A 23,967-nucleotide genomic window follows, 5' to 3' on the forward strand; every position below is an offset into this window, starting at 1 on the left:
TACATTATTGAATCGTGTGTGTGCCGGAAAATTCCTTTACAGGAGTGATAAATACCTCAATAGAATCGGCCGGTGAATTTGCTCTGGAAAGAAGTTTCGGAATAACTTGTACATTATATTCATATACCGTGTTAGGTTGAAAGGTTGTTGTATTGAGCGAAGGGCTGGAGGTGGAGAGTTCGATTAAACTGATAAGCTTTACACTGAATTTGACATAGGGAGCCGGATTGGTGTAAGTGCCCGGGAGTATTAAAACATAAATGGTCGTAGCTCCGGAAACGAGGGTGGGAAGGGTAGCTGTAAAACTTTGCTGGAAAGTACTGCTTGTATTGTTAGCGATAACCAGTTGCTGATTGATTAAATTGTAGCTGAGATTGCTCAGGCTGGCTGTTGTGTTGAATAATCCCGAAGGATACGTGCTTGTCGTGGAATTTCCGCCGGTAATGGTTATCTTACTTGAGGCTAAGGTGGATAAGAGACTTGTGGCAAAAGAGACATTGAATTTCAGTAAGGTCAGGGCGTGGTTGAAATTGAAGTTGACGGATGCGGTATGTGTTGTATTCAGGGAAGCAGTCAGTAAATCATAGCGGGCATCGGGGGAAGAGGAGATTGTTTGTCCCGAGAGGGCAGGAACGGCGACGGCCTGGCCGGTAGAGGAGGAGTTGTACGGATAATAGGCATAGAATTTGTGCAGGGATATGTTGTTTCTCCAATACATAGGAGTGGTGGTCGTCCAGTTGGGGGTGTCGTAAGTGTAAAGTACGTTATCCCGGTTGGTCAGGGTTTCGAATACGCCGATCTGGTCGTTCGCCGTAAAAGATGCGTTACTTCCGTTCATATTGGTACGTGACGAGGGAATACCGATGTCGTTGGAAAAATGAATGGAATTGTCCGGTACGGACAATCCGATTGTGTCTGTACAGCAAGTGAGGAGCAGGAGTGTCAGAACAAACACGACCGGCTTTTGGATACAATTTCTGAAAAACCATGAATAATTCATCGTTTTTATTATACGTAAATATGTGTATAGAAACGTTTCTAAAAGTCGATAGGTTAGTTATTCTGTGTTAATTATGTTTATTTAATATGTGGGGTGAAAAGATAAAGACCGGTTATATTATATGAATTGCTGTAGTAGGTCAGGGGCGAGAAGATGCACTTTAGGCGTGTCCAGGCGAATGAGGTTTTCTTTGGCCATTTTGTTGATTTCTTTGGAAAGTGCCGGACGGGTGACACCGAGGTATTCGGCGAGTTGCTGCTGATTGTGTACCATTGTAACCGTATCGCTGCCTGCCTGGCGATGTTCCATCAGATAAGCGGTGATACGGCTGCGGATACTTTTATAGGAAAGCATGCGTAGCCGTTTGACGGTACAATGCGTGCAATTTCCCGTGATCCGGAGAAAATTACGTAATATTCCCGGTTCCTGTGCAAAAAGCCGGAAAAAGGATTCTTTGGTAGCGGTAAGCAATATACCTTCTTCCAAAACGGTAAAAGTTGCGGGCAGGGTACAATCGGCACTGAATAAATGAGGGGTAGCAAATGTCCGTGGTGCTTCGATGTATTCGATCAGGATTTCGTTTCCCAAAGCATCGATAATATCTGTCCGTAATTTTCCTTCCAGCAAGACGTACAGATATTTACAGGGGGTATTTTGCCGGGCTATGACTTCTTTTTTGCCAATATGAAAAAACTGGCAATCGAGTTTTTCTAACAGAGTCTGTTTGATATTGGACGGCAGGTCTTTGAATAACGGAATATTGAAAAGTAATTCCTGTATTTTATCTGTACATTCAATTTTATCCATGGAACAGCTATGATGTTTTTACAAAAATAATAAAATAAAGTAAAGAAAAATGTTTGAAGTGTAATTTAAATTACATATTCGGATGGATGATTCCTTTATTTTTGTAAAAAAAGATAAGCAATGATAAAATTGAAACGATTGATAGGATACCTTTTTCCGACCCGGAGACGGAAGATCGGAGCGATCGTCCTGGCGGGTATGCTGGCAGGCGGGGGAGGTTTATTCCTTTACATGCTTCGGGCACATACTTATCTGGGAGACAGTCCGTCGGCTTGTGTGAATTGTCATATTATGGCTCCTTATTATGCTACCTGGTTTCATAGTTCGCATAGCCGGAATGCAACTTGTAACGATTGTCATGTACCGCATGAAAATAGGATAAAAAAATGGGCCTTCAAAGGGATGGACGGTATGCGGCATGTAGCGGTTTTCCTGACCAATGGAGAGCCGCAGGTCATCCGGCCGAACGACCAGAGTTCGCAGGTGATTATGGAAAACTGCATCCGTTGTCATACCCAGTTGAATACGGAGTTTGTAAAGACCGGAAAGATTGATTATATGAAAACGAAAGTCGGGGAAGGTAAAGCTTGCTGGGATTGCCATCGTGATGTGCCTCATGGCGGACAGAGTAATCTGGCGATGACCCCGAATGCGCTGGTGCCTTATCCGGACGCTCCGGCTCCTGATTGGTTGAAGAAAATGCTAAAATAAATATAATAATACCTCGTGATATGGAAAAGAAATTAAAGTCATGGCAAGGTTGGCTGTTGTTCGGCGGAACAATGGCTGTCGTATTTTGTCTGGGATTGGCTGTATCGGCTCTGATGGAAAGACGGGCAGAAGTGGCCAGTGTGTTCAATAACAAACGTAAGGTGATTACGGGAATCGAATCGCGTAATGAAGAGTTTAAGCCGGATTATCCCCGGGAATATCAGACATGGACAGAAACGGCCCGTACGGATTTCGAGAGTGAATTTAACGGGAACGTAATGGTGGATATGTTGGAGAAACGGCCCGAAATGGTGATATTGTGGGCCGGATACGCTTTTTCTAAGGATTATTCCACGCCTCGCGGACATATGCATGCTGTGGAAGATATCCGCCAATCGTTGCGTACAGGCGCTCCGATGGACGATAAGAGCGGTCCTCAACCTTCTACCTGCTGGACTTGTAAGAGTCCGGACGTACCCCGTATGATGGAAGCCCTCGGTGTGGAGGCATTCTATAATAATAAATGGGCTGCATTGGGCAGTGAAATTGTCAATCCGATCGGTTGTGCCGATTGTCATGAGCCGGAGAATATGAATCTGCATATCAGCCGTCCGGCCTTGATTGAAGCTTTTGCCCGTCAGGGAAAGGATATTACAAAAGCGACTCCTCAGGAAATGCGTTCGTTGGTATGTGCCCAATGTCACGTAGAGTATTATTTTAAAGGGGACGGGAAGTATTTGACGTTCCCGTGGGACAAGGGTTTTACGGTTGAAGATATGGAAGCTTATTATGATGAGGCTGATTTTTTTGACTACAAACATTCATTGAGTAAGACACCGATTTTGAAAGCGCAGCATCCGGATTATGAAATATCGCAAATGGGTATTCATGCCCAGCGGGGAGTTTCCTGTGCCGATTGCCATATGCCGTATAAGAGTGAGGGGGGCGTAAAGTTCAGCGACCACCATATTCAGAGTCCTTTGGCAATGATCGACCGTACGTGTCAGGTGTGTCACCGGGAGAGTGAAGAGACGTTGCGTAATAATGTATACGAACGACAGAGAAAGGCAAACGAGGCCCGTAATCGCCTGGAGACGGAATTGGTTAAGGCACATATCGAAGCAAAATATGCCTGGGATCACGGAGCTACGGAGGAACAAATGAAGGATGTGCTGAAACTGATCCGTCAGGCTCAATGGCGTTGGGATTTCGGGGTCGCTTCACACGGGGGGGCATTTCATGCCCCACAGGAGATACAGCGTATTCTTTCCCACGGTCTGGACAAAGCTTTACAGGCACGTTTGACGGTAGCTAAAGTGTTGGCGAAGCATGGGATTACCGAAGATGTTCCTATGCCGGATATCTCGACAAAAGAGAAAGCGCAGAAATATATCGGACTGGATATAAAGCAGGAGCGTGAAGCCAAGGAGAAATTCCTGAAAACGGTGGTTCCGCAATGGCTGCAAAAAGCAAAAGAGGAAGGGAAACTGATCGTTTGCAATTGATGATATGTGGAAAAAGCCTTGGGGATATAGAGAAGGAGCAACGATTGCTGCCGGGTTGCTGTTGACAGGCATATTATTGCAGGGGTCTGTCGGGAAAATCGATTGGGAGTTGTTGTCCTGGCCTGTCAATATTATTCTGCTGCTCGTTTATATCATTGTGTTGGCGATGGTATCCGGTTTGTCGGGACGGATATATCTGTTCCGTTGGCTGGGAAGCTATGCCGCCGCTGTAACTTCGCTGGCTGCGGTCGTGGTGATGACGGTTATTATGGGATTGATCCGGCAAACCGGACCGCAAACGGTGAGCGGCGTGGCTCCCTGGCTGGGTTTTTCACAGATGTTGTCGGCCTGGCCGTTTGCCTTGTTGTTCACTTGGTTGATCACCGTATTGGGATTGACTGCTTTCCGGCATTTGTATCCTTTTCGTTGGCGGAATATTCCTTTTTTGTTGAATCATTTGGGATTGTTCGTAGCTGTGGTGGCGGCGGTTTTGGGAAATGCAGATCTGCAGCGGCTGAAGATGACCACTGTTGTCGGAAAGGCTGAATGGCGTGCCTATGACGAGGCCGGACAACAGTCGGAATTGCCTTTGGCAATAGAACTTCAACATTTTACGATCGATGAATACCCTCCCAAACTGATGCTTATAGATAACGGGACGGGTAAGGTGTTGCCGGAAGGAAAACCGGAGCATCTGTTATTGGGGTCCGGGGAACAGGAGGGACAATTGGCAGACTGGCGTATCCGGGTTGTACGACAGATGGCTGAGTCGGCGCGGGTGGCTACGGAAGATACGGTAAAGTTTGTCGCATTTCATTCAATAGGAGCGACGTATGCGGTGTATATTGAAGCTGACAACAGGCTTACGGGTGTGCGGCGGGAAGGCTGGGTAAGTTGCGGGAGTTTCCTTTTCCCGTATAAAGCTTTGCGATTGGATGAACAGGTTAGTCTGGTAATGCCGGAGCGGGAACCTCAGCGCTTTGCTTCTGATGTGAAACTTTATACGCAGTCGGGAAGAAAGCTGGAGGCGGTTATCGAAGTGAATCGGCCTTTGACCGTAGAGGGGTGGAAAGTATATCAGTTGAGTTACGATGAGAGTAAAGGAAAATGGAGCGATATCAGTGTGTTTGAGTTGGTGCGCGATCCTTGGCTGCCGTTGGTGTATATTGGAATCTGGATGTTGATAGCGGGGGCAGTATGGATGTTTGTTACAGCTTCTAAAAGAAAGGAGGAGCAGTTATGAGTTGGGATTATTTTTTGTGGTTTGCTTTTGTGGCAATGGGGTGTTGGCTGGCCGGAGCCGTGGTTGCCTGGCGACAGAAGAGTCCCTGGGTGTCTCTGGTGCTGACCGGTACCGGATTGGTTGTGTTTTTTGCTTTTATTTTAGGTTTGTGGATTTCTTTGGAAAGACCGCCTATGCGTACGATGGGAGAAACCCGTTTGTGGTATTCGTTTTTTCTGCCTCTGGTCGGATTGATCACCTATGTCCGCTGGAAATACAAATGGATTCTTATGTTCAGTTTTATACTTGCCTGTGTATTTATCTGCATCAATCTGTTTAAACCGGAGATACACAATAAAACATTGATGCCGGCTTTACAGAGTCCTTGGTTCGCTCCCCATGTTATCGTGTATATGTTTGCGTACGCCATGCTGGGGGCTGCTGTCGTTATGGCGGTTTACCTGTTGTGGATAAAAAGAGGGGAGGCTGATTGCCGTGAAATGGAATTGACGGATAATTTAGTATATGTGGGACTGGCATTTATGACATTGGGGATGCTTTTCGGGGCTTTATGGGCTAAAGAGGCCTGGGGACATTATTGGAGCTGGGATCCGAAAGAGACCTGGGCTGCCGCTACGTGGCTGGCTTATCTGGTGTATATTCATTTCCGGCGTCATCATCCGGTTTTTTATCGCCGGGCATTGGTGGTTATGCTCGTCTCTTTCGTGTTGTTGCAGATGTGCTGGTACGGCATCAATTATCTGCCTGCTGCACAGGGCGTGAGTGTGCATACTTATAATGTGGGATAAATTCGGGTTGTCCGGATAATTTTACGGGATAGTATTAATCTAAATATATTGGTTTATGAGAAAAGTATTGACAGCTTGCTTGCTGCTCATGTCTGCCGCTGTGTGGGCGCAGAATGAGAAACAGCAAAACGAATTTGATATGACGGCCCAGATACGACCGCGTGCAGAGTATCGCAACGGAGCTTTATCTCCCCGTTCGGAGGGAGAAGTACCTGCTTATTTTATCTATAACCGGGCACGGCTTTCCATGGAATACCGTCGGCACGATCTTTCGATGAAAATTTCCGGACAGCATGTCGGGGTATGGGGGCAGTCACCGCAGGTGGATAAAAAGGGAGATGCCCGGTTGGCATTGAACGAGGCTTGGGCAAAGCTGAACTTCGGAGCCGGATTTTTCGCACAGTTGGGACGGCAGACATTGTCGTACGATGACGAACGGATTTTGGGTGGATTGGATTGGAATGTGGCAGGGCGTTATCACGATGCATTGAAATTGGGATATGCTGCCGGAAAACATCAGTTACACCTGATTCTGGCTTTCAATCAGAATGATGAGAAAACGATCGGCGGAACCTATTATAAAGACGGCGGACAACCTTATAAGAATATGGAGACTCTGTGGTATCATTATAAAAGCGGTAAACAGGATTTTAACGCTTCTTTGCTTTTTATCAATCTGGGATTGGAGACAGGGACGGAGGAAGATGCCCGGACCCGCTATTTGCAAACGATGGGAACTTATCTGACCTGTCGGCCGGGGAGATGGAATTTATCGGGAGCATTGTATTATCAGGGAGGAAAAAATAAGACAAACCGGAGTGTTACGGCTTATATGTGGAATCTGCGGGCACAATATAATCTGAATGAGCGTTGGAATTTTATGGCCGCCAGCGATTATCTGAGCGGTAATAAACCTGGAGGTAAAAAATTCAAGGCTTTTGATCCGTTGTATGGTACGCACCATAAATTTTATGGCGGTATGGACTATTTTTATGCTTCCAATTTTGCGGCCGGTTTTAACCCGGGGTTGTGGGACAACCAATTGGGAGTGGGCTTTAAGCCTTGCTCTAAAGTCGGATTGAGCCTTAATTACCATTATTTTGCTACGACAGCCAAGGTCGAATCGGCCGGGAAAAAATACGATAAGGGATTGGGATCGGAACTTGATTTTCAGCTGGATGTGACGGTGATGAAAGACGTAAAACTTTCTGCCGGTTATTCATTTATGGCAGGTTCAAAGACGATGGATATCGTGAAGGGGGGAGACCATAAATGCTGGCAGGATTGGGGATGGCTCTCCCTTAATATCAATCCGAAAGTATTGTTTGTGAAATGGTAGGTTTTATTTACGACAGAATCCGCAAAATTTGCGGATTCTGTCGTAAATAAAGAATGTATTTAATTTCTATTTTGAACGGCGGGAATCTGATGTCCCTTCAGATTTTTATACAACCGTTTTCCTGTTTCTTCTTTTGCGTTATTTCCATTTAACCGTCGGTTTTGTCGTTTCAGTATTGAAAATATCTGTTTCAATGGATTCCGGATTCATTGTCTTTCGGAAAAAAATATTTTTGTTCCGAACTATATAAAATATTTCAGATGTTTCACGCCATTGTACATTTTTCAATCAGAAACAAATTGTTTGTCGGATTGACGACATTGTTCTTATTGCTCGGAGGTTTGTATGCGATGATGACTTTACCGGTAGATGCCGTTCCCGATATTACCAATAATCAGGTGCAAATTGTGACGGTGTCTCCGACCTTGGCTCCACAGGAAGTGGAGCAACTGATTACCTCCCCGGTCGAAATAGCCATGAGTAATATCATGAATGTAACGGAAATCCGTTCAGTGTCTCGTTTCGGACTATCGCTTGTGACGGTGGTATTTGATGAAAAAGTACCGACATTGGATGCCCGGCAGTTGATCAACGAGCAGATACAGGCTGTGGCCGGAGAGATTCCTTCGGAATTGGGAATGCCGGAGTTGATGCCGATTACGACAGGGTTAGGAGAGATTTATCAATATATTTTGAAGGTTGCTCCGGGATATGAGAAGAGGTATGATGCGATGGAGTTGCGGACGATTCAGGATTGGATCGTTAAACGGCAGTTATCCGGAATCCCCGGGATTGTGGAAATCAATAGTTTCGGAGGCTATTTAAAGCAATACGAGGTGGCGGTTGATCCGTCGGCTTTGTATTCGTTGAATATTACCATTAGTGATGTATTCGATGCTTTGACGAAAAACAACCAGAATACGGGAGGCAGTTATATAGAGAAAGTAAACCATGCTTATTATATCCGTTCGGAAGGTATGATCAATAGCCTGAAGGATATCGAGCATATTGTCGTGGCTAACCGAAATGGTATACCTGTTCATATTAACGATTTGGCAAAAGTACGTTTTGGGGCACCGAAGCGTTTTGGGGCGATGACAATGGACGGGCAGGGAGAATGTGTCGGCGGTATTGCCATGATGCTGAAAGGAGCTAATGCCAATGTGGTGACTCAGGAATTGGAAAAACGGGTTGAAAAGTTGCAAAAGATACTGCCGGAGGGTATTTCTATCGAACCTTACCTGAACCGTTCCGCTCTGGTAAACCGGAATATTTCTACGGTAATATCCAATCTGATAGATGGAGCCGTTATCGTATTTTTAGTATTGATTTTGTTTTTAGGAAATTTGCGGGGGGGCTTGATTGTGGCTTCTGTGATACCGTTGGCGATGCTGTTTGCTTTTATTCTGATGCGGGTGTTCGGGGTTTCGGCTAATCTGATGAGTTTGGGAGCGATTGACTTCGGGATTGTGGTGGATGGTTCTATTGTGATTCTGGAAGGAATATTGGCTCATATTTATAGCCGGCAATTCCGGGGAAGACATCTTACACAGGCAGAAATGGATACGGAGGTTGCTGAAGGTGCCGGAAGTGTCGTACGTTCCGCTACTTTTGCCGTACTGATTATTCTGATTGTATTTTTCCCGATCCTGACGTTGACGGGCATCGAGGGAAAATATTTTATTCCGATGGCGAAGACTTTGGTGTTTTGTATTATCGGAGCCTTATTGTTGTCGTTGACTTACGTACCGATGATGGCTTCGCTGTTTTTAAAGAAAGAAATCAGGGACAAACAAACCTGGAGCGATCGGTTTTTTAACGGTTTGAATAAAGTATATCAGCGGACATTGACATTTTGTCTGCGGTTTAAGTGGAGTACTGTGGTGGTTGCTTTTTCTGCTTTGATCGGGAGTGTATTGCTTTTTACCAGATTGGGGGCCGAATTTATTCCGACATTGGACGAGGGCGATTTTGCCATGCAGATGACTTTACCTGCCGGAAGTTCATTGAGCAATAGTATCGAAATCTCCACGCAGGCGCAGGATGTCCTGATGAAAAAATTTCCTGAAATTAAACATGTGGTGGCTAAAATCGGTACGGCGGAAGTTCCGACGGATCCGATGGCGGTAGAAGATGCAGATGTAATGATTATCATGAAACCTTTCGATGAGTGGACGAGTGCTGCAAGTCGTGCCGAAATGGTGGAGAAGATGAAAAAAGCACTGGAACCGCTGGAATCTAAAGCGGAATTTAACTTCAGCCAGCCGATACAATTGCGTTTCAATGAGCTGATGACGGGTGCCAAAGCGGATATTGCCGTCAAACTTTATGGGGAAGATGTGCATGAATTGTATGCCCGGGCAAAAGAAGCCGCCGCATATGTGGAAAAGATTCCCGGTGCAGCCGATGTCATTGTAGAGCAGACAATGGGATTACCTCAGTTGGTAGTGGAATACGACCGGACGAAACTGGCCCGTTACGGAATTAATATCGAGGAGTTGAATACGGTGATCCGTACGGCTTACGCCGGAGAGATTGCCGGGGTCGTGTTTGAGAATGAGCGGCGTTTTGATTTGGTGGTGCGTTTGGATAAGGATAAGGTTGCTGATTTTAACATCGATAAGTTGTTCGTACACACGTCGGAAGGCATACAACTTCCTTTGAGTGAGGTGGCCAGGATCGATTTGGTGAACGGGCCTTTGCAAATCAACCGGGATGCTACCAAACGACGGATTGTGATCGGGGTGAATGTGCGGGATGCTGATATTCAGCAGGTGGTAGCGCAGATTCAGGAAACATTGGATAAGAATGTACGTCTGAAACCGGGATATTATTTCGAGTACGGAGGTCAGTTTGAGAATTTGCAGAATGCTATCAGTACACTGCTGATTGTGATTCCGGTAGCATTGGCATTGATACTGTTGTTGTTGTTCTTTGCTTTCCGTAGTGTGACCTATACACTGGTGGTGTTCAGTACGGTACCCCTGTCGCTGATCGGGGGTATACTGGCTTTGTGGTTGCGGGGACTGCCTTTTAGTATTTCGGCCGGTGTCGGGTTTATCGCTCTTTTCGGAGTCGCTGTGTTAAACGGTATATTGATGATCAATCGTTTTACCGAATGCCGGAAGGAAAGCCGGTATGAGAAGACCACCCGGGTCGTGATCCGGGAGAGTACTCCTCATTTGTTACGTCCGGTATTTCTGACCGGGTTGGTCGCTTCGCTGGGTTTTGTACCTATGGCTATTGCTACTTCGGCCGGGGCGGAAGTACAACGGCCTTTGGCTACGGTTGTGATTGGCGGGTTGGTTGTTTCGACAATCCTGACGTTGATTGTTATTCCGGTATTTTATCAGATTGTCCATTCCGTTGTTATGTTGAAAAGAGGGTATTTATTAAAGCGATTTTTCGGTGTCGTTATGCTGGGATTGATGTTACTGTTGCCGGGACGGATGCAGGCGCAGGATCAGGTACGGCGTTTGACTTTAGAACAGGTGGTGGATTTGGCCGTAAAAAACAGCCCCCGTTTGAAAATTGCAGAGGCGCAGATGGAGAGCAACCGGATAGGACGGGGAGAGATTGCCGAGTTACCTGCAACGGAATTTAATTATTCATGGGGCCAGCTGAACGGCGAAGGACGTGACGATTATCAACTGGAAGTCAGTCAGAGTTTGGGTTCGGTATTGACTCCTTTTTATAAGAATGTTTTGGTAAAACGGCAACTGGAAACCGGTAAAAATTATAAGCTATTGGTAGAGAGGGAAGTAAAGGCCGAAGCCAAAAGGGCCTGGAGTTATTATGTATATGCTTACCATCTGTCGGAGTTATACCGGGAGCAATCCGGTTTGGCTGATCGCTTACAGCAGGCCGGGGAGTTACGTTACCGGCAGGGGGAGATTACCTTGTTGGAAAAGAGCATGACCTCTACGTTGGCGGCGGATATGCGAACCCGTCTGTTTCAGGCACAGGAAGAATTGAAAGTGGCAGCCCGGCGTTTGCAATGGGCTTGCTATACGGATACGCTGATCGAGCCGGTACGGGTGGATATGTCATTGTATGCAGTAGATTCCGTAATGGAAAACGACGTATACCGGAATTATTACAATAGCCTGACAAATGAGAAGAAGGCAATGCTGAATGTGGAGCGGAGCCGTTTTTTCCCGGAACTGTCGTTCGGATATGTACGTCAGAATATAATGCCGTTGAAGGGATTGAACTCGTGGACTGTCGGTGTTGCCGTACCGCTTTATTTTGTACCTCAGCGTAGTAAAATCAGACAAGCGCGGATAGCTGCCGATATCAGCCGGATAGAAACCGACCGGAGTATCCGGGAATTGCACAACCGGGTCGATGAATTGAGGGTGCAGTTGAATAAATATGGAGAAAGCGTGAGATATTACCGTTCTTCTGCCCTTCGTGAAGCGGAGGAATTGATGAAAGCCGCTGATCTGATGTTTCGGGAAAGCGAGACGGATATCGTTGAATATATACAGAGCCTGAATGCTGTTAAGGAAATACGCAGAGGATATATCGAGGCCGTATATCAGTATAATATTGCGGCTTTGGAATATGAATTATATAGGTGAAATTAATAATCGGGGAGCATCTGCCGGCTGTCGTAGATTTAAGGATTTTAGGAAAGATAGTGTCTTTTATTTGTAATTGAAAAGCCGATCTGCGAATTCCGGGTGTTTTTGAGGAAGCGACGAAAGCAGTAAATTAAAGAAACCGATCCGGAGAAGGAGAAGTTCAACAAATAGGAATATGATTAAATTTAATATAAGATGAAACAAAGAATAGTTTTACCGTTGTTGTTATCCGTATTAGCGGCATGTAGCGGTTCCGGCAACCGGGCTGAAAAAGAAACGGCCGTTACAACGGACACTGTTTTGACGACTTTAGCCGATCCGGATACGATAAAGACGGATGCCGTCACTTCTGCAACATCGAAGCCGAATGAGGTATTGTTTAACGGAACGATGATCGTGCCGCCCGATTGTCAGGCGACCGTTACCGTCCTTATGGGAGGAACGGTGAAAAACAGCAGTCTGTTGTCCGGAACGGTTGTCCGAAAAGGACAGGTATTGGTGATACTTGAGAATCCGGCTTTTATCGACCTGCAACAGTCGTATTTGGATAGTCGTGCACAGTTGGAATACCTGGAAGCGGAATACAGGCGACAACAGACACTGGCTAAAGAACAAGCCGCTTCGCAGAAAAAACTGCAACAGAGTAAAGCCGATTATTTATCGATGAAGAGTAAGGAACAGGCGGCAGCAGCCCAATTGCAATTGTTGGGGATCGATCCAATCCGCATAGAAGAAAGCGGGATACGTCCTTATTTGGAGGTAAAATCCCCTATAGACGGGTATGTGGGAAATGTGCGCATCAATCCGGGAAAACATATTGCGGCCGGAGAGCCGGTATGTGATGTGATCAATAAAGAGCGGACATTGTTACGCTTGGTGGCTTATGAAAAAGATCTGGCATATATACAAAAAGGAGCCGTAGTCGAATTTACCGTGAACGGTATCGGGAATCAGGTTTTCCGGGGTACATTGATTTCTGTCGGTCAGCAGGTAGACGAAATCAGTCGTTCGCTGGAGATTTATGCCCGGGTGGATACGGTTGAAGAGATGTTTCGTCCCGGAATGTATGTCACGGCGCGGATTCTTCATTGACAGACCTAAATGAGTCCGGAACCTTATCGGCGGTGTAAAATATATGCGTTGTTTTACAACAAGGATAAATTTATTAATTTTGACCTTCGATGAAACTATATCCCGTTATTTTCAGAAGGCGTTTTTTGCTGATTATAACCATCATATCGGCAGTCGTCGCATCCTTGATTCATTTTCCTGAATTGATATCGCTTTTCGATGTCTATGAGGCGTTCAGCCTTTTTCCGGGGATGAGAGGACTGGATGTGGCTTTTGAAATTATCTTTACCTTTCTTTCTCTGTTAGTTTTGTTTGCCATAAATACATTGGTTTTCAGGTTTGACGATAAAAATGTGAAGATCGGAATCGGGCATATTGCATTTTCTTTTGTGATTACCTGGATATCGAGTAGTTGCCTGGGACAGTTTTTCGTTTATTTACACGAGCATTTTGATATTCCAGCCATCGACGCGATGGTACATCATTATTTGCATCCGTTGCGGGATTTTATTATTACCAGTATTGTAACGGGAAGTTGTTATATCATTCATCTGGTCGGACGTCAGCAATCGATACAGTTGGAAAATGAACAGTTGAGGGCCGAGAGTCTGCAAAATCAATATGAGGCGTTGAAAAGTCAGATGAATCCGCATATGCTTTTCAATTCATTGAATACGTTACGCTCGCTGGTGCGGGAATCCCAGGATAAGGCTCAGGAGTATATTCAGGAGTTGTCGCGGGTGTTGCGGTATACGTTGCAGGGAAATGAAATGCATCAGGTGCCTTTGTCCGGAGAGATGGAATTTGTGAACGCTTATATCTTTCTGCAAATGATGCGGTATGAAGACAATCTGACATTCGATATAAAGGTCGACAAAAGATTGTATGACAAACAGGTTCCGCCGATGGCTGTGCAACTTCTGATAGAAAATGCCATAAAACACAATGAAATCAGCAACCGTCGTCCGCTGACCATAACGATTCGGAACGAAAAGGAAGCATGGTTAAGTGTATGCAATCCGATCCAACCGAAAATTACAGGAGAATCGACCACTGGTGTCGGATTGGCAAATTTGAATAAACGTTATGAATTGCTGTTTCAGCGACAAATCGTAATAGAAACTTCGGATAATGTCTTTTGTGTAAAAATTCCATTGTTATGAAAGCGGTAATTGTTGAGGACGAAAGGGCTGCCGTACGTAATCTTACGGCTTTGTTGACGGATGTGACGCCCGAAATGGAAATAATCGCTGTTTTGGACAGTATTTCCGAATCGGTGGAATGGTTTAAAGAACACAAAAGTCCCGATCTGGTATTTATGGATATTCATTTGGCGGACGGATCGGCATTTGAGATTTTCAGGCACATCGAAATAGCCTGTCCTGTGATTTTTACAACTGCTTATGACGAATATGCTTTGAAAGCTTTTAAGGTGAATAGCGTGGATTATCTGTTAAAGCCCATAGGCGCGGAAGATGTGCGTAATGCATTGAAAAAGCTGGAGCTTTTTCGTACGGCGACCGGAGAACCGGAGTCCGGAGAAGATATACAAGGATTAATCCGGATGTTGAGACGACAGGAGAGTTACAAAACTCATTTTCTGGTCCCCCAAAAGGGAGATAAATTACTCCCGTTGTCTGTAGAGTCTGTTTACTATTTTTATATCAATGAAGGGATTGTGAAAGCCGTTACGATGGAGGGGAAAGAATACCCGGTTTCCCATACATTGGATGAAATAGCTGATTCTTTGAATCCCATACGTTTTTTCCGGGTCAATCGTCAATACCTTATTGCCCGTAAAGCCATAAAAGACATTGATTTGTGGTTTAACGGCCGTTTGTCTGTCAATTTGATCGTTCCTGTTCCTGAAAAGATTCTGATCAGCAGGGTACGCGTGGCAGAATTTAAAGAATGGTTCGTACACGGAGAATGAATGGAATTTGCGATTCTTGTTGTTCCTACAGATTTCGCTGAGTTCGCGATACCTGTAGGGAGTTAATCAAAGAATCGTAAATTGTTAAACCGTTTTTTTCACTTGGTATTTATTTTTTCCGAAGGAATAAGGGAATTAACCCGAACAGTCCCAAGATACATAGTATCACGGCGTTTTTCAAACGAAACCGGAATTTTCCGGGACAGATCAGAAGACAGATAACGGCTAATCCGAAATTAAGAACCAGTGCTTTGTAAGAGATATCCGAAATCCTGGGGGTGACAAAGCGGTCTTCGTAAGAGGTGAACGACAATTGAAAAGGGAAAAGGTATTGTGCGATTTCTGTGCTAACCTGTTCCCGGTGTGCTATGTTTAAACTGTCCTGTAGGTTGTAATTCCGGGGATTTACGGCATATATCTTTTCGCTTTTTTTTCCGCTGATCCGGATCGTCCAGTAAAAAGCATCTCCGATAATCATCATATCTTCTGTTTGGGGGTCGAAGCCCGGAATAGGTAATTGTTGAAGTTTATAGCTTCCCGATTCGAGAACGTAGAACCGGTTTTGATCGTCCGTGAGAAAGCCGAGGTAATGCCGGCCGGGATATTCGGTGACATACAAGTGTTGCGGATGTATTTCCACCGGAATTTCGATAGGGCGTACGTAGGGACGGTCCCGAAGTTTTTTAACATGGAATAAGCGATGATTACGATCTGTAATAAGATAACCTTCGTCGTAGTCCTTGCGGGCTGTCGGATTGCCGGCAACGATACGCGCGGGAAAAGTAAAGCCTTTTTCTTGCAGTGCGCGGGTAAAATGTCCGCTTTTTTCTTCCCGTATCCGATTGGTAGCCATTTCGACAAATTCCATCCGGTCGGTCATCCGGAATACGTCGTCGGGCATTTCCAGGTCGACCCGTTCGGGCATTGCTTCGAGCAGGGGATAAAGCGGCGTTTTTGCGGTGTTGATATGGGTGGTGTTGCTCCGGAATATGAAGTATTCGCGTTGTATGGAGCGGCCGTCAACCGGAATACCTTCGATCGTTGCCGGTAAACGTCCGTCGGATAATAATTGACGATAGTAGAATGTGGGCAATATGCTGTCGAATTGATGTTCTGAATAGGTACGTCCCAAAACATCTTTGTATTCGACTTTCCCGTTAGCGTAATCCGGAAAGGCAAAAGAATGTACAATCGGACTGTATAAAGTAAAAGGATAAGAGTCCGGACGGACTGTTGCGAAACGATAGCTCCAAGGGAGTAACCATGCCGAAAGAGCAGTAATTAGGATGAATAATATGATTTTGCTGAATTTAGTCATGATAAATGCATATTTAGATTTTTGATTACAGATTTACGATTTTAGATTGATTCCGCAATCTTTTTCTGTAAAGAGAAGAATCGTAAATCAGGTATAAATGTTGAATCAGATATTGAATTGAGTTTTAGTCATAATCCGGAGCTGGTCAATCTTGTTTTCCGGCAGTGAAACGTAGTACCGATAACCAGGGAAAACCGACGACACATACCGTAAGTATAAGTAATATCAGAATCATCGGATTATAGGCTTCCGGAATATCGGATAGGAAAAAGAGCCTTAGTGTTGCTGCGGTAATGATTGCATTGATGACTCTGCCTTTCCAGGTGGGTTCCAGACATAACCAGGCAGTCAACAGGTAAGCTACAAGACCGGCCATATACCAGGGTAAAGTTGTCAGTAGGATACGGGAAACCAGTTCCGATGCAAGGATTGTATATAGATATCCGCCTAATAATAAGTAATGCAGAATGAAGAGTGACATCAGCATCATGAATCCGATACACTGCATCATGAGAATCATTCGCAGATGTGAGTAAGGCAGGTGGAGAGTCAATTTCAGCCGATTCATTTGCATTTCAGGTACGAATTGCACAATACCTGCCAATATTCCGATAAACAGGGGAAGGTATTGAAGCAGATCGATAAAGACGGTGTCTTTCTGTAATAGTATTTCCCATACATGTCCCACTCCTTTAAATTGAGTGATCCGGTATATTTGAAACAATGCGTAGCCGATAAAGCCCGATCCGGCAACTGTGGCTATCAGCCAGAATATCCGCATTTTGATCCATTCCTTTATAAATATTGCTTTTTTCATACTAATGAGATGTAAATGTGATTAATATTTTCCGGTCAGTCCGATAAAGGTATCTTCCAGATTTAACAGAGTGGAGGATAAATTTTCGTGCTGAATCTGATGTTGATATAGCCATTCTTTTACGTATCCGATTGCTTGGAAGGAGTATACTTCGGCCTCGTTTCTGATGACTGTCGGATGGTATAATTTCGGGTTTTCCGGGAGTTCGGAAACGGGGGTCCGGAAGGTGTATTTATGAAAAGTTTGCAATAGTTCCGTCACTGGCATTTGCAGCAGAATATGACCGTAATCCATGATAATGCAGTCGTCGACGAGTTTTTCCATATCCTGAATGATGTGAGAGGTTAGAAAAACGGTTTTTTCTTCGGCTTTGGCATATTCCTTGAGATAGTCGATGAACAACCGGCGGTAGCCCGGGTCCAGGCCCAGGGAAAAATCATCCAGAATCAGAAGGTCGGCATTTTGTGCCAGAATCAGGCCGAGTGCAACTTGTGACCGCTGACCGCAGGACATACGGGAAATCATTTGGCGGGGAGCGACTTTCAGTTTTTTCATTAACTCATAATAAGCAGCCCGATCCCATTTCGGATAGAAAGCAGCATAGAACTTTTCGATTTGCTCGATGTTCATAAAAGTGTATTGTACATGTCCTTCTAATTGTAAGGCGATTCTCCGGCGGGTAAGCGGATTCATCTGCCGGATGTTTTCTCCGAAAATCAGACAATCTCCGGCTTGGGGTTGCAGGTAACCGCTGAGTATGTTGATAGTTGTGGTTTTTCCGGTGCCGTTTTTTCCCAGTAAACCGAGAATACGCCCGCGAGGAACGTTAAAGCTTAAATTATCATATATCAACCTTTTACCGTAGTAATGAGTGAGGTTTTTACATTCGATCACGTTTTCCATTGTATTTATTTTAATTATAAGTCACAAAGTCTGTAAGAATTTCAGACTGTAAATTTTATCGGTATAAGCTGTTCTGATTCTCATATTTTGATATTTCGGTAAAGTGAGTCTGTTGGGTAATTGAAACTTTTCCATCTGACACACTGATTTTTCAATCTTATCTTTCCGTCTGAAATCTGCAATTTCTCTATAATATGATCCCTAATGAAACCGAGAAATAGTCGGATTTTATATCGGATTTCCATCGATTGTATTGCCATTGTATCTGAGTGAATACGGTTTTATTGTTGAGCCAGCCGCTGTAATCACAGCGGGCGGATAAAGCAAGGGTCGTTCGGTTGGAACTTAACATTTCGTAATTGCTGTATAACATTTCATTGAGTTTGTGGTTGTCATCCAGTGAGTTTAACTGTAGATCGGAACTCAGGTTTTGGAAATGTGTACCCGTGGCCGTAAGATGCAGCAGGCAGGCTTTCCCAAAGATGTGGACGGTTTGTAATTGCAGTCCTGCATTTATTTCGTCGTATATCATCTGCCGTGCCGGAGAAAGATAACTTTCTTTGATTTTACGGTAGCCTGCGGTAGGTCGGATATTCCATCCGAATCGTGTTTTTTGCCTGTTTTCATAAAGCAGGATGACATTGGCTTCGATTTGCCGGTCGGTATATTGTTCGACCTTACCGATTTGCGGGTAAGCATTGCTTACCGGATCACCGAACAGATTTTCAGTGCCTTTGCGTTTTTTGATACGACCGGATAACCGGATGCCCCAGTATTGTAAACCGTACCGGTGTTGCCAGCCGGCTTCTCCCTGTAAGTCGTTTTCTGTGACTTTATTCAGGGGTAAATTGTTCAGGTCGGACAATATCTTTTCGAAAGTAAAGCGATCGTAACGAACAGAAAGCGATATTCCTTGCTTTGTCCGGGGATAGAGTTCGATACTTCCGTCTAATGTATGACCTTTGTAATAAGTGTTGTTGTTCGTACCGGAAAAACGGACATAATTCATGCCGAGTCCGGTCATGTGATAGACTTCGTATACTCCCAGTTCGCTGAAAAATCTGACGTTGTTGGTCTGCTTGTATTTGTGGGCCCGGATAGAAGTACCAACGACATAATTTCCACCGATTTTCCATGCGATTCCTGCTTTGATATCCAGGTCCGAAACGATGTTGCGGGGACGTGGGTCTTTTTTCCGATATTCCATAATGGCCTTGTAAGCAAGTACCGCTCCCCAGGTGAAATGGCGGTGATCCCGGGCATATCCCCCTTGAAAACGGTATGTTTCGGATTGCAGGTCACCTCCTATTGTGTCCGCCATGATATAAGGATAGACGGTTTGGAAGTCGGACGTTTCGTTCCAGCGGACATTGGCGGTCCGGCCGTTTTGATACAGAGCTTCTCCCCATACGCAGGAATTGTTGTTTAATTTGTTCCACGAACGGGCCTGAATATGAAAACCTTTCCAGCCGTTACCCTCTTGCATAATTTGCGCCCGATCGGCTTTCCGGTAATTCCCGGTCAGTGACAGTTCGGTATGCGAATATTCGTAATGGTAATATTGAAGGGCGGGATTTAATGTGGCCAGGGGTGTGAAATCGGGGACGGGTGACAGATATTCTGTCACCCGGGCCAGGCTAGGAATGGTATTTTGAGCCTGACCGACTTCATTGGTTATTAGAATTATGAGAAATAGAAAAAAACGTAAGTTCATCGGGTTTATTTAAACACATAATAAGGATCGGCTTTTACTTCTGCGTCGAAATCTACGCTGGAATTATTGGTATCTTTTAAGATAACCCTTCCGTCTTCAGTAATGGATTCCACTTTCCGGCGTACGCTTTTACCGTAACGGCTGGCATCTTTATCGACTGTTCCGCAATAAGTCCAGCCCAGGTCTAACGAGGGTGAGGTTACCAGCCAGACAAATTCGGATTTGATACTGCAATTGACGGCGTCTAAAATCCAACTATTCGGGATTTTGTATCCGTCATCGGACATGGGGTAGGTATTTCCTCCGATGACCATGTTGTAGGTGTAGGCGTGTGCATAATTTTTCAGATAAGAGGTTTTGGTCTCGTTTTCGCCTAGGCGAGCCAATGCATATGCATGGAAACCCCGGTTGTGCGGTCCCCAGATCGTTGCGGTGTAACAGTAGTATTTATCCATATCGGGTACATCAGGGTTGTTGACATCCGTGAAATTCGGATTGCTCGACTCATCGTACCACTCGAAATCGGCTTTGGTCAGGTCGAATGAGTTGGTATTGGCCTTGGTATGATCAATGGCATTGTCGCAGATCAGGATTGATTTGCCGGGAGCTACAGGATAATCCTTACCGTTACCTGGGACGACATATACGGCTTGGACAGCCAGGGCATTGGCTGTGATATCCGGTGTATAATCGTATTTTTTTACGGTTTGGAATTGGGATTCGGCGATCATCAGCCTGTCGGCATACAAGGTGTCGGAAGAATTGTTAAAGATGCGAAAATATTTATCTCCGGTGTATTGCTTGCCTTCAGGAGTTTCAGTTCCGGTAAAGAATATTTCGGCGATGACAAAATCCCCTCCGGTCGTCGTATTGTCGGTATACAGAAAACCTTCCAACGCAACAGTTGGTGTCGTACTGCCTGAATTACCTGTCAATTGAACGTTCCCTTTGTATCCTCTTACTCTGCTGGTCCATTCTTTGTCCTGGAAGGTATAGGCAATATCTCCTTCAACTGTAATGTTATACAGACCTTCATCTATTGTAACGGTAAAATCAAACGTTGTTGTGGCTCTTACGTTATTAGGGGCGGCAACGACGGTCGATTCCTTGCCGGTAGTGATGTTTTTCAGAGTGGCCGTTACATTCGAAATTACGGCATTTTGTACACTGTCCGGAGCACTTAAACTGATGGGGACGGTAACTTGCGGTACACTGTTCTTGTCGTCGTCACAGGCTGTAAAGCCGATAAGAAGTGCAAATACTAACATTAAGTAATGTGTTTTCATGTTTATTTATTTTGAGTTAAACAATATAATTGAGTTTTAATTTTGTAATATTATTTTGTTATAGTCTGAAATTCAGTTCCATACCGAAATAGGGATTGACGTTACGCCGTATCGTGTAACCGTTTGAATCATAATTCGGTGTATAGTCGAGTATCCGATCGACAAAAAGTGAAAGATTCAGGTATTTCCCGAAATCCTTACTGGCTTTGAAATTGAGATACATGTAAAACGGTTCTGTCGTTTTTTTGAATAACTCGTCATTGTATTCCCGGACTAGCCATTTTTTATATATGTCTTCCCTGTCGGCTTCGGTATAGGGATGTAGGGTACCCGTAACGTCCATATAAGCTGTGGGAACACCGTTTTGCCGCATTCGCCGCGAGCTGCTGAACCACATGCATTCGATCCAGGTGGAAAGTGTCAGTCCCAGTTGTTTCAGTCGGGTATCCAGTATGAATGTCGTATTGAACTGCTGTTTTACAGATCCGTCGTTCCAGTTGTAGTAACCGATGTATTTATCGTTGAGAGCGACGTTGTTGATCACTTTACTTACAGAGTAATACATGGGACGGCTATTTTTGTAGGTAGTATGAAACCAGGCGCCGTTGACGGTCAGTTTGGTTTTCAATACTTCTATCCGGTGGGAGACGAACTGGAACTCTATTCCTTTTTTCAACAGGGAACTGCCGTTTGTGGTTTTGCCGTAGCTTTGCAGAATCGTATCCGCTTGCCATTGCAAGTCAGCCAGATCAGGCGGTCCTTGTAAGGCATTCGGATCGATATTGTCGGTGTTGTATTTTTTATAACTGTAAGGGGCGACTTCGGTAGATGAACGGAAACCGGAATGTGTAGCCTCCTGAAAATAAGTGACAACCAGATTGTTGCCGGCATAGCTAAGATCAGATTTAATTTCCCATTTGCGGTTACGGGCCGGTTTGAGGTCGTAATTGGTCGGATCAATAATATACGTCCGGATATTGATACGTCTGTAGTCCGGATTTAAATGGAAATAGTTGAGTTGAGTGATGTCGTTATATATTTTATAGGGATGTAATTGTTGTAAGGTCGGCATTTTGGTTTGCCAACCGATGCCTCCGGATAATACGGCAGTTATTTTAGGACCGATGGCGGGTAAATGCCATTGGGCTGAAATCCGGGGATCGAAATACATTTTATTCCGGAGCAGATAGCGTCGGTTCAGATTCATTTGCATTTGCCCCCGTACACCGGCTGTAAATCTGAAAAGATGAGCTCCGAAAGAAAGGTTTATATTGTCTTCGGCAAACAGGGACAGTTTGTGTCCTGCCGGAATTTCCCTAAATGAGGTAGGACGTAAGGCCGTCGTCGGATTTAAGGGTCGGTTGATGTCGTATACTTGTCCCCGGCCGTAGTTTTTATCCATACTCCACTCTGTTCCCAGAAGAACCCGGTGGGTTATGCGCTGTCCGGAAAAAGACAGTCCGGTTTTTAGTTTGGCGGCAGCCCGGAAAGGTTTTCCGTCGACCAGCAGATGGGCCGTGTATTTATAGGGGAGAAACAAGCCGTCGTGTTCTCCGGCTTCGAGCGAGTTCGGAACGGTCCGGTCCCGGTCCAGCTGGACGACTTTGGTTTGTTTGATTTTGTCTGTCTGAGAACTCAGGGATGTTGTCAGTTCCAGAAATTTTATCGTCTGATCGTGATTATAATCAGCACGCAGGGTATTTCCTAATGAGAGGGCATTGTAAGAAGCTTTATAACGGTCTTCCTTTTGTTTTGTAATTTCCGGATCGGATTTCCGATCGTCGAAAGAACCGGTATAATCACCGGTCATTGACCAGGACAACCGATAACCGGTAATGTCCCACTGTTTATTTAAACGGATGGAGGCCGTCAGGCGTTTGTAAGAAGAGAAGGCATCCCGGGGGTCGGGGCGGGCATCGGTGTAATCGAGTCCTGCATTGAGGCTTAACCGGCGATTTTTAAACTCAATACCTTTTCCTAAAGCAAACAGTTTCCCGTATTGATCGGCTTTGAAGCGGGCTTCCCAGGGAGTGAATCCCTTTTTGCGATTGATTTTTACCAAACCGCTGGTCAGGTCTCCATATTCTACAGAGGCCAAGCCTCTGACGATTTCGACGCTTTCGATCTGGTCTGTCGACAGGGAACGCATGTCTATTCCGCGATTGGCAAATTCCAGTGCGCTGTGACTGTCTGTACTGGAACCGGATATCTGGACGACTTTTTGCATATTGGCATCCGTTGCCAGACGATGGCCGTCGACAAGGAAAGCGGTCCCCAGGGAACTGATGTCATAGTCTTCTCCTGCCGTACCTGCCTGCCGCAGGATGATCAGTGAAGCCGAACCGATTGCGGGAACGGCGGACATACCGCCGGGCAAAAGAGATAACAGGTCTCCGAAACTCGTGGGTTGCCGGTGCTGCATCGCTTCCCGGTCGATTTTTGTAGTACTGCTGCTGCCTTTAGCTTCGGTAGCCGTAACAATAACTTCGTCCAGATTTTCGGTGGAAAGGGCTAAATGGTATGTAACCGAATCGTTCCGGACGAGTTCGATATTTCGGGTCAGGGAATTATAACCGATGTAAGAAACGGTAACCCGGTATTTGCCTGTGGGGATTTTTACCCGGAAAATTCCTTTTACATCTGTCGTCGTACCGAAAAAGACGCCTTTCTCAGAGTAGAGTTGTAATGTAGCCGACTCCAGAGGGTCTTGGGTTTGCGCCGATACGACCCGGCCGGAAAAGGAAACGACTTTTCCGGCTTGTGCTTGTACCGATATCGCAATAAATAGGGAGAACAGAATAAATATTATTTTTTTCACACTTGTTTTCATACTTTACCTATAAACCGGAGTTTGGGTGAGTTTATCTTTTGCAGACAAGCTTTTGGTAATTTTCCGTATCATACCGTTTTTTCATTTTATAGATATACAAATGTGACTGAAACGGA

The 23,967-nt window shown here is 45.1% G+C and carries 17 protein-coding genes; 9 read left to right on the forward strand and 8 right to left on the reverse strand.

The window, feature by feature from the left end; all coding sequences use genetic code 11:
• Positions 1-4 precede the first annotated feature (4 nt).
• Together BN8908_RS02010 and BN8908_RS02015 are read right to left on the reverse strand one after the other, a co-directional pair.
• A complete protein-coding gene (locus tag BN8908_RS02010; RefSeq protein WP_068688676.1) occupies positions 5-1,000 on the reverse strand; it encodes a fimbrillin family protein in 996 nt (331 codons plus the stop codon).
• 117 nt (positions 1,001-1,117) lie between these two features.
• Positions 1,118-1,807: a Crp/Fnr family transcriptional regulator gene (locus tag BN8908_RS02015; RefSeq protein ID WP_068688678.1), complete on the reverse strand. Its 690-nt coding sequence runs from the start codon at positions 1,805-1,807 to the stop codon at positions 1,118-1,120.
• A 120-nt stretch (positions 1,808-1,927) separates the two neighbouring features.
• On the opposite strand from BN8908_RS02015, the gene nrfH reads away from it, so the two are divergent.
• The 9 genes from nrfH to BN8908_RS02060 all read left to right on the forward strand — a co-directional run bounded on the left by nrfH (position 1,928) and on the right by BN8908_RS02060 (position 14,983).
• Complete coding sequence (gene nrfH, locus BN8908_RS02020; protein WP_021987191.1) at positions 1,928-2,518, forward strand: cytochrome c nitrite reductase small subunit; 591 nt, start codon at positions 1,928-1,930, stop codon at positions 2,516-2,518.
• 20 nt (positions 2,519-2,538) lie between these two features.
• Entirely contained in the window at positions 2,539-4,023 is a 1,485-nt protein-coding gene (nrfA, locus tag BN8908_RS02025; RefSeq protein WP_068688681.1) for an ammonia-forming cytochrome c nitrite reductase, read from the forward strand.
• Positions 4,024-4,027: 4 nt separating this feature from the next.
• Positions 4,028-5,266, forward strand: coding sequence for a cytochrome c biogenesis ResB family protein (locus BN8908_RS02030; protein WP_068688683.1), 1,239 nt, complete (start codon positions 4,028-4,030; stop codon positions 5,264-5,266).
• Positions 5,263-6,054, forward strand: coding sequence for a cytochrome c biogenesis protein CcsA (gene ccsA / locus BN8908_RS02035; RefSeq protein ID WP_068688685.1), 792 nt, complete (start codon positions 5,263-5,265; stop codon positions 6,052-6,054). The genes BN8908_RS02030 and ccsA overlap by 4 nt, the downstream gene beginning before the upstream one ends.
• Before the next feature lie 55 nt (positions 6,055-6,109).
• Positions 6,110-7,393 carry an alginate export family protein gene (locus BN8908_RS02040; RefSeq protein ID WP_068688687.1) on the forward strand — a complete coding sequence of 428 codons (1,284 nt, stop codon included), beginning with the start codon at positions 6,110-6,112 and terminating at the stop codon, positions 7,391-7,393.
• 260 nt (positions 7,394-7,653) lie between these two features.
• Positions 7,654-11,976: a CusA/CzcA family heavy metal efflux RND transporter gene (locus BN8908_RS02045; RefSeq protein ID WP_068692047.1), complete on the forward strand. Its 4,323-nt coding sequence runs from the start codon at positions 7,654-7,656 to the stop codon at positions 11,974-11,976.
• A 198-nt stretch (positions 11,977-12,174) separates the two neighbouring features.
• Complete coding sequence (locus BN8908_RS02050; protein WP_068688689.1) at positions 12,175-13,071, forward strand: efflux RND transporter periplasmic adaptor subunit; 897 nt, start codon at positions 12,175-12,177, stop codon at positions 13,069-13,071.
• Between the two features lie 89 nt (positions 13,072-13,160).
• Positions 13,161-14,213, forward strand: a complete 1,053-nt coding sequence (locus tag BN8908_RS02055) for a sensor histidine kinase (RefSeq protein ID WP_021987184.1) — start codon at positions 13,161-13,163, stop codon at positions 14,211-14,213.
• Positions 14,210-14,983 carry a LytR/AlgR family response regulator transcription factor gene (locus BN8908_RS02060; protein ID WP_068688690.1) on the forward strand — a complete coding sequence of 258 codons (774 nt, stop codon included), beginning with the start codon at positions 14,210-14,212 and terminating at the stop codon, positions 14,981-14,983. The genes BN8908_RS02055 and BN8908_RS02060 overlap by 4 nt, the downstream gene beginning before the upstream one ends.
• A gap of 109 nt (positions 14,984-15,092) precedes the next feature.
• Here BN8908_RS02060 and BN8908_RS02065 read toward each other — a convergent pair whose 3' ends face one another.
• The 6 genes from BN8908_RS02065 to BN8908_RS02090 all read right to left on the reverse strand — a co-directional run bounded on the left by BN8908_RS02065 (position 15,093) and on the right by BN8908_RS02090 (position 23,851).
• A complete protein-coding gene (locus tag BN8908_RS02065) occupies positions 15,093-16,301 on the reverse strand; it encodes a DUF4857 domain-containing protein (RefSeq protein WP_068688691.1) in 1,209 nt (402 codons plus the stop codon).
• 145 nt (positions 16,302-16,446) lie between these two features.
• The gene (locus BN8908_RS02070) at positions 16,447-17,118 is read right to left on the reverse strand and encodes a hypothetical protein (protein ID WP_068688692.1); all 672 of its coding nucleotides are present in this window, start codon (positions 17,116-17,118) and stop codon (positions 16,447-16,449) included.
• A gap of 21 nt (positions 17,119-17,139) precedes the next feature.
• Positions 17,140-18,021 (reverse strand): ABC transporter ATP-binding protein, encoded by an 882-nt coding sequence (locus tag BN8908_RS02075; protein WP_021987180.1) that lies wholly within the window; start codon positions 18,019-18,021, stop codon positions 17,140-17,142.
• A gap of 187 nt (positions 18,022-18,208) precedes the next feature.
• Complete coding sequence (locus BN8908_RS02080) at positions 18,209-19,735, reverse strand: DUF6850 family outer membrane beta-barrel protein (protein WP_068688695.1); 1,527 nt, start codon at positions 19,733-19,735, stop codon at positions 18,209-18,211.
• A gap of 5 nt (positions 19,736-19,740) precedes the next feature.
• The gene (locus BN8908_RS02085; protein ID WP_021987177.1) at positions 19,741-21,021 is read right to left on the reverse strand and encodes a DUF4876 domain-containing protein; all 1,281 of its coding nucleotides are present in this window, start codon (positions 21,019-21,021) and stop codon (positions 19,741-19,743) included.
• A 58-nt stretch (positions 21,022-21,079) separates the two neighbouring features.
• The gene (locus BN8908_RS02090; RefSeq protein ID WP_068688697.1) at positions 21,080-23,851 is read right to left on the reverse strand and encodes a TonB-dependent receptor; all 2,772 of its coding nucleotides are present in this window, start codon (positions 23,849-23,851) and stop codon (positions 21,080-21,082) included.
• Positions 23,852-23,967: the final 116 nt, after the last annotated feature.

It is taken from the genome of Culturomica massiliensis, from assembly GCF_900091655.1.
Taxonomy (GTDB): domain Bacteria; phylum Bacteroidota; class Bacteroidia; order Bacteroidales; family Marinifilaceae; genus Culturomica; species Culturomica massiliensis.

What these genes read in the sequence shown, in the direction of transcription:
- BN8908_RS02010 (WP_068688676.1), bottom strand. Translation starts at nt 1,000, where the DNA reads ATGAATTATTCATGGTTTTTCAGAAATTGTATCCAAAAGCCGGTCGTG.
- BN8908_RS02015 (WP_068688678.1), bottom strand. Translation starts at nt 1,807, where the DNA reads ATGGATAAAATTGAATGTACAGATAAAATACAGGAATTACTTTTCAAT.
- nrfH (WP_021987191.1), top strand. Translation starts at nt 1,928, where the DNA reads ATGATAAAATTGAAACGATTGATAGGATACCTTTTTCCGACCCGGAGA.
- nrfA (WP_068688681.1), top strand. Translation starts at nt 2,539, where the DNA reads ATGGAAAAGAAATTAAAGTCATGGCAAGGTTGGCTGTTGTTCGGCGGA.
- BN8908_RS02030 (WP_068688683.1), top strand. Translation starts at nt 4,028, where the DNA reads ATGTGGAAAAAGCCTTGGGGATATAGAGAAGGAGCAACGATTGCTGCC.
- ccsA (WP_068688685.1), top strand. Translation starts at nt 5,263, where the DNA reads ATGAGTTGGGATTATTTTTTGTGGTTTGCTTTTGTGGCAATGGGGTGT.
- BN8908_RS02040 (WP_068688687.1), top strand. Translation starts at nt 6,110, where the DNA reads ATGAGAAAAGTATTGACAGCTTGCTTGCTGCTCATGTCTGCCGCTGTG.
- BN8908_RS02045 (WP_068692047.1), top strand. Translation starts at nt 7,654, where the DNA reads ATGTTTCACGCCATTGTACATTTTTCAATCAGAAACAAATTGTTTGTC.
- BN8908_RS02050 (WP_068688689.1), top strand. Translation starts at nt 12,175, where the DNA reads ATGAAACAAAGAATAGTTTTACCGTTGTTGTTATCCGTATTAGCGGCA.
- BN8908_RS02055 (WP_021987184.1), top strand. Translation starts at nt 13,161, where the DNA reads ATGAAACTATATCCCGTTATTTTCAGAAGGCGTTTTTTGCTGATTATA.
- BN8908_RS02060 (WP_068688690.1), top strand. Translation starts at nt 14,210, where the DNA reads ATGAAAGCGGTAATTGTTGAGGACGAAAGGGCTGCCGTACGTAATCTT.
- BN8908_RS02065 (WP_068688691.1), bottom strand. Translation starts at nt 16,301, where the DNA reads ATGACTAAATTCAGCAAAATCATATTATTCATCCTAATTACTGCTCTT.
- BN8908_RS02070 (WP_068688692.1), bottom strand. Translation starts at nt 17,118, where the DNA reads ATGAAAAAAGCAATATTTATAAAGGAATGGATCAAAATGCGGATATTC.
- BN8908_RS02075 (WP_021987180.1), bottom strand. Translation starts at nt 18,021, where the DNA reads ATGGAAAACGTGATCGAATGTAAAAACCTCACTCATTACTACGGTAAA.
- BN8908_RS02080 (WP_068688695.1), bottom strand. Translation starts at nt 19,735, where the DNA reads ATGAACTTACGTTTTTTTCTATTTCTCATAATTCTAATAACCAATGAA.
- BN8908_RS02085 (WP_021987177.1), bottom strand. Translation starts at nt 21,021, where the DNA reads ATGAAAACACATTACTTAATGTTAGTATTTGCACTTCTTATCGGCTTT.
- BN8908_RS02090 (WP_068688697.1), bottom strand. Translation starts at nt 23,851, where the DNA reads ATGAAAACAAGTGTGAAAAAAATAATATTTATTCTGTTCTCCCTATTT.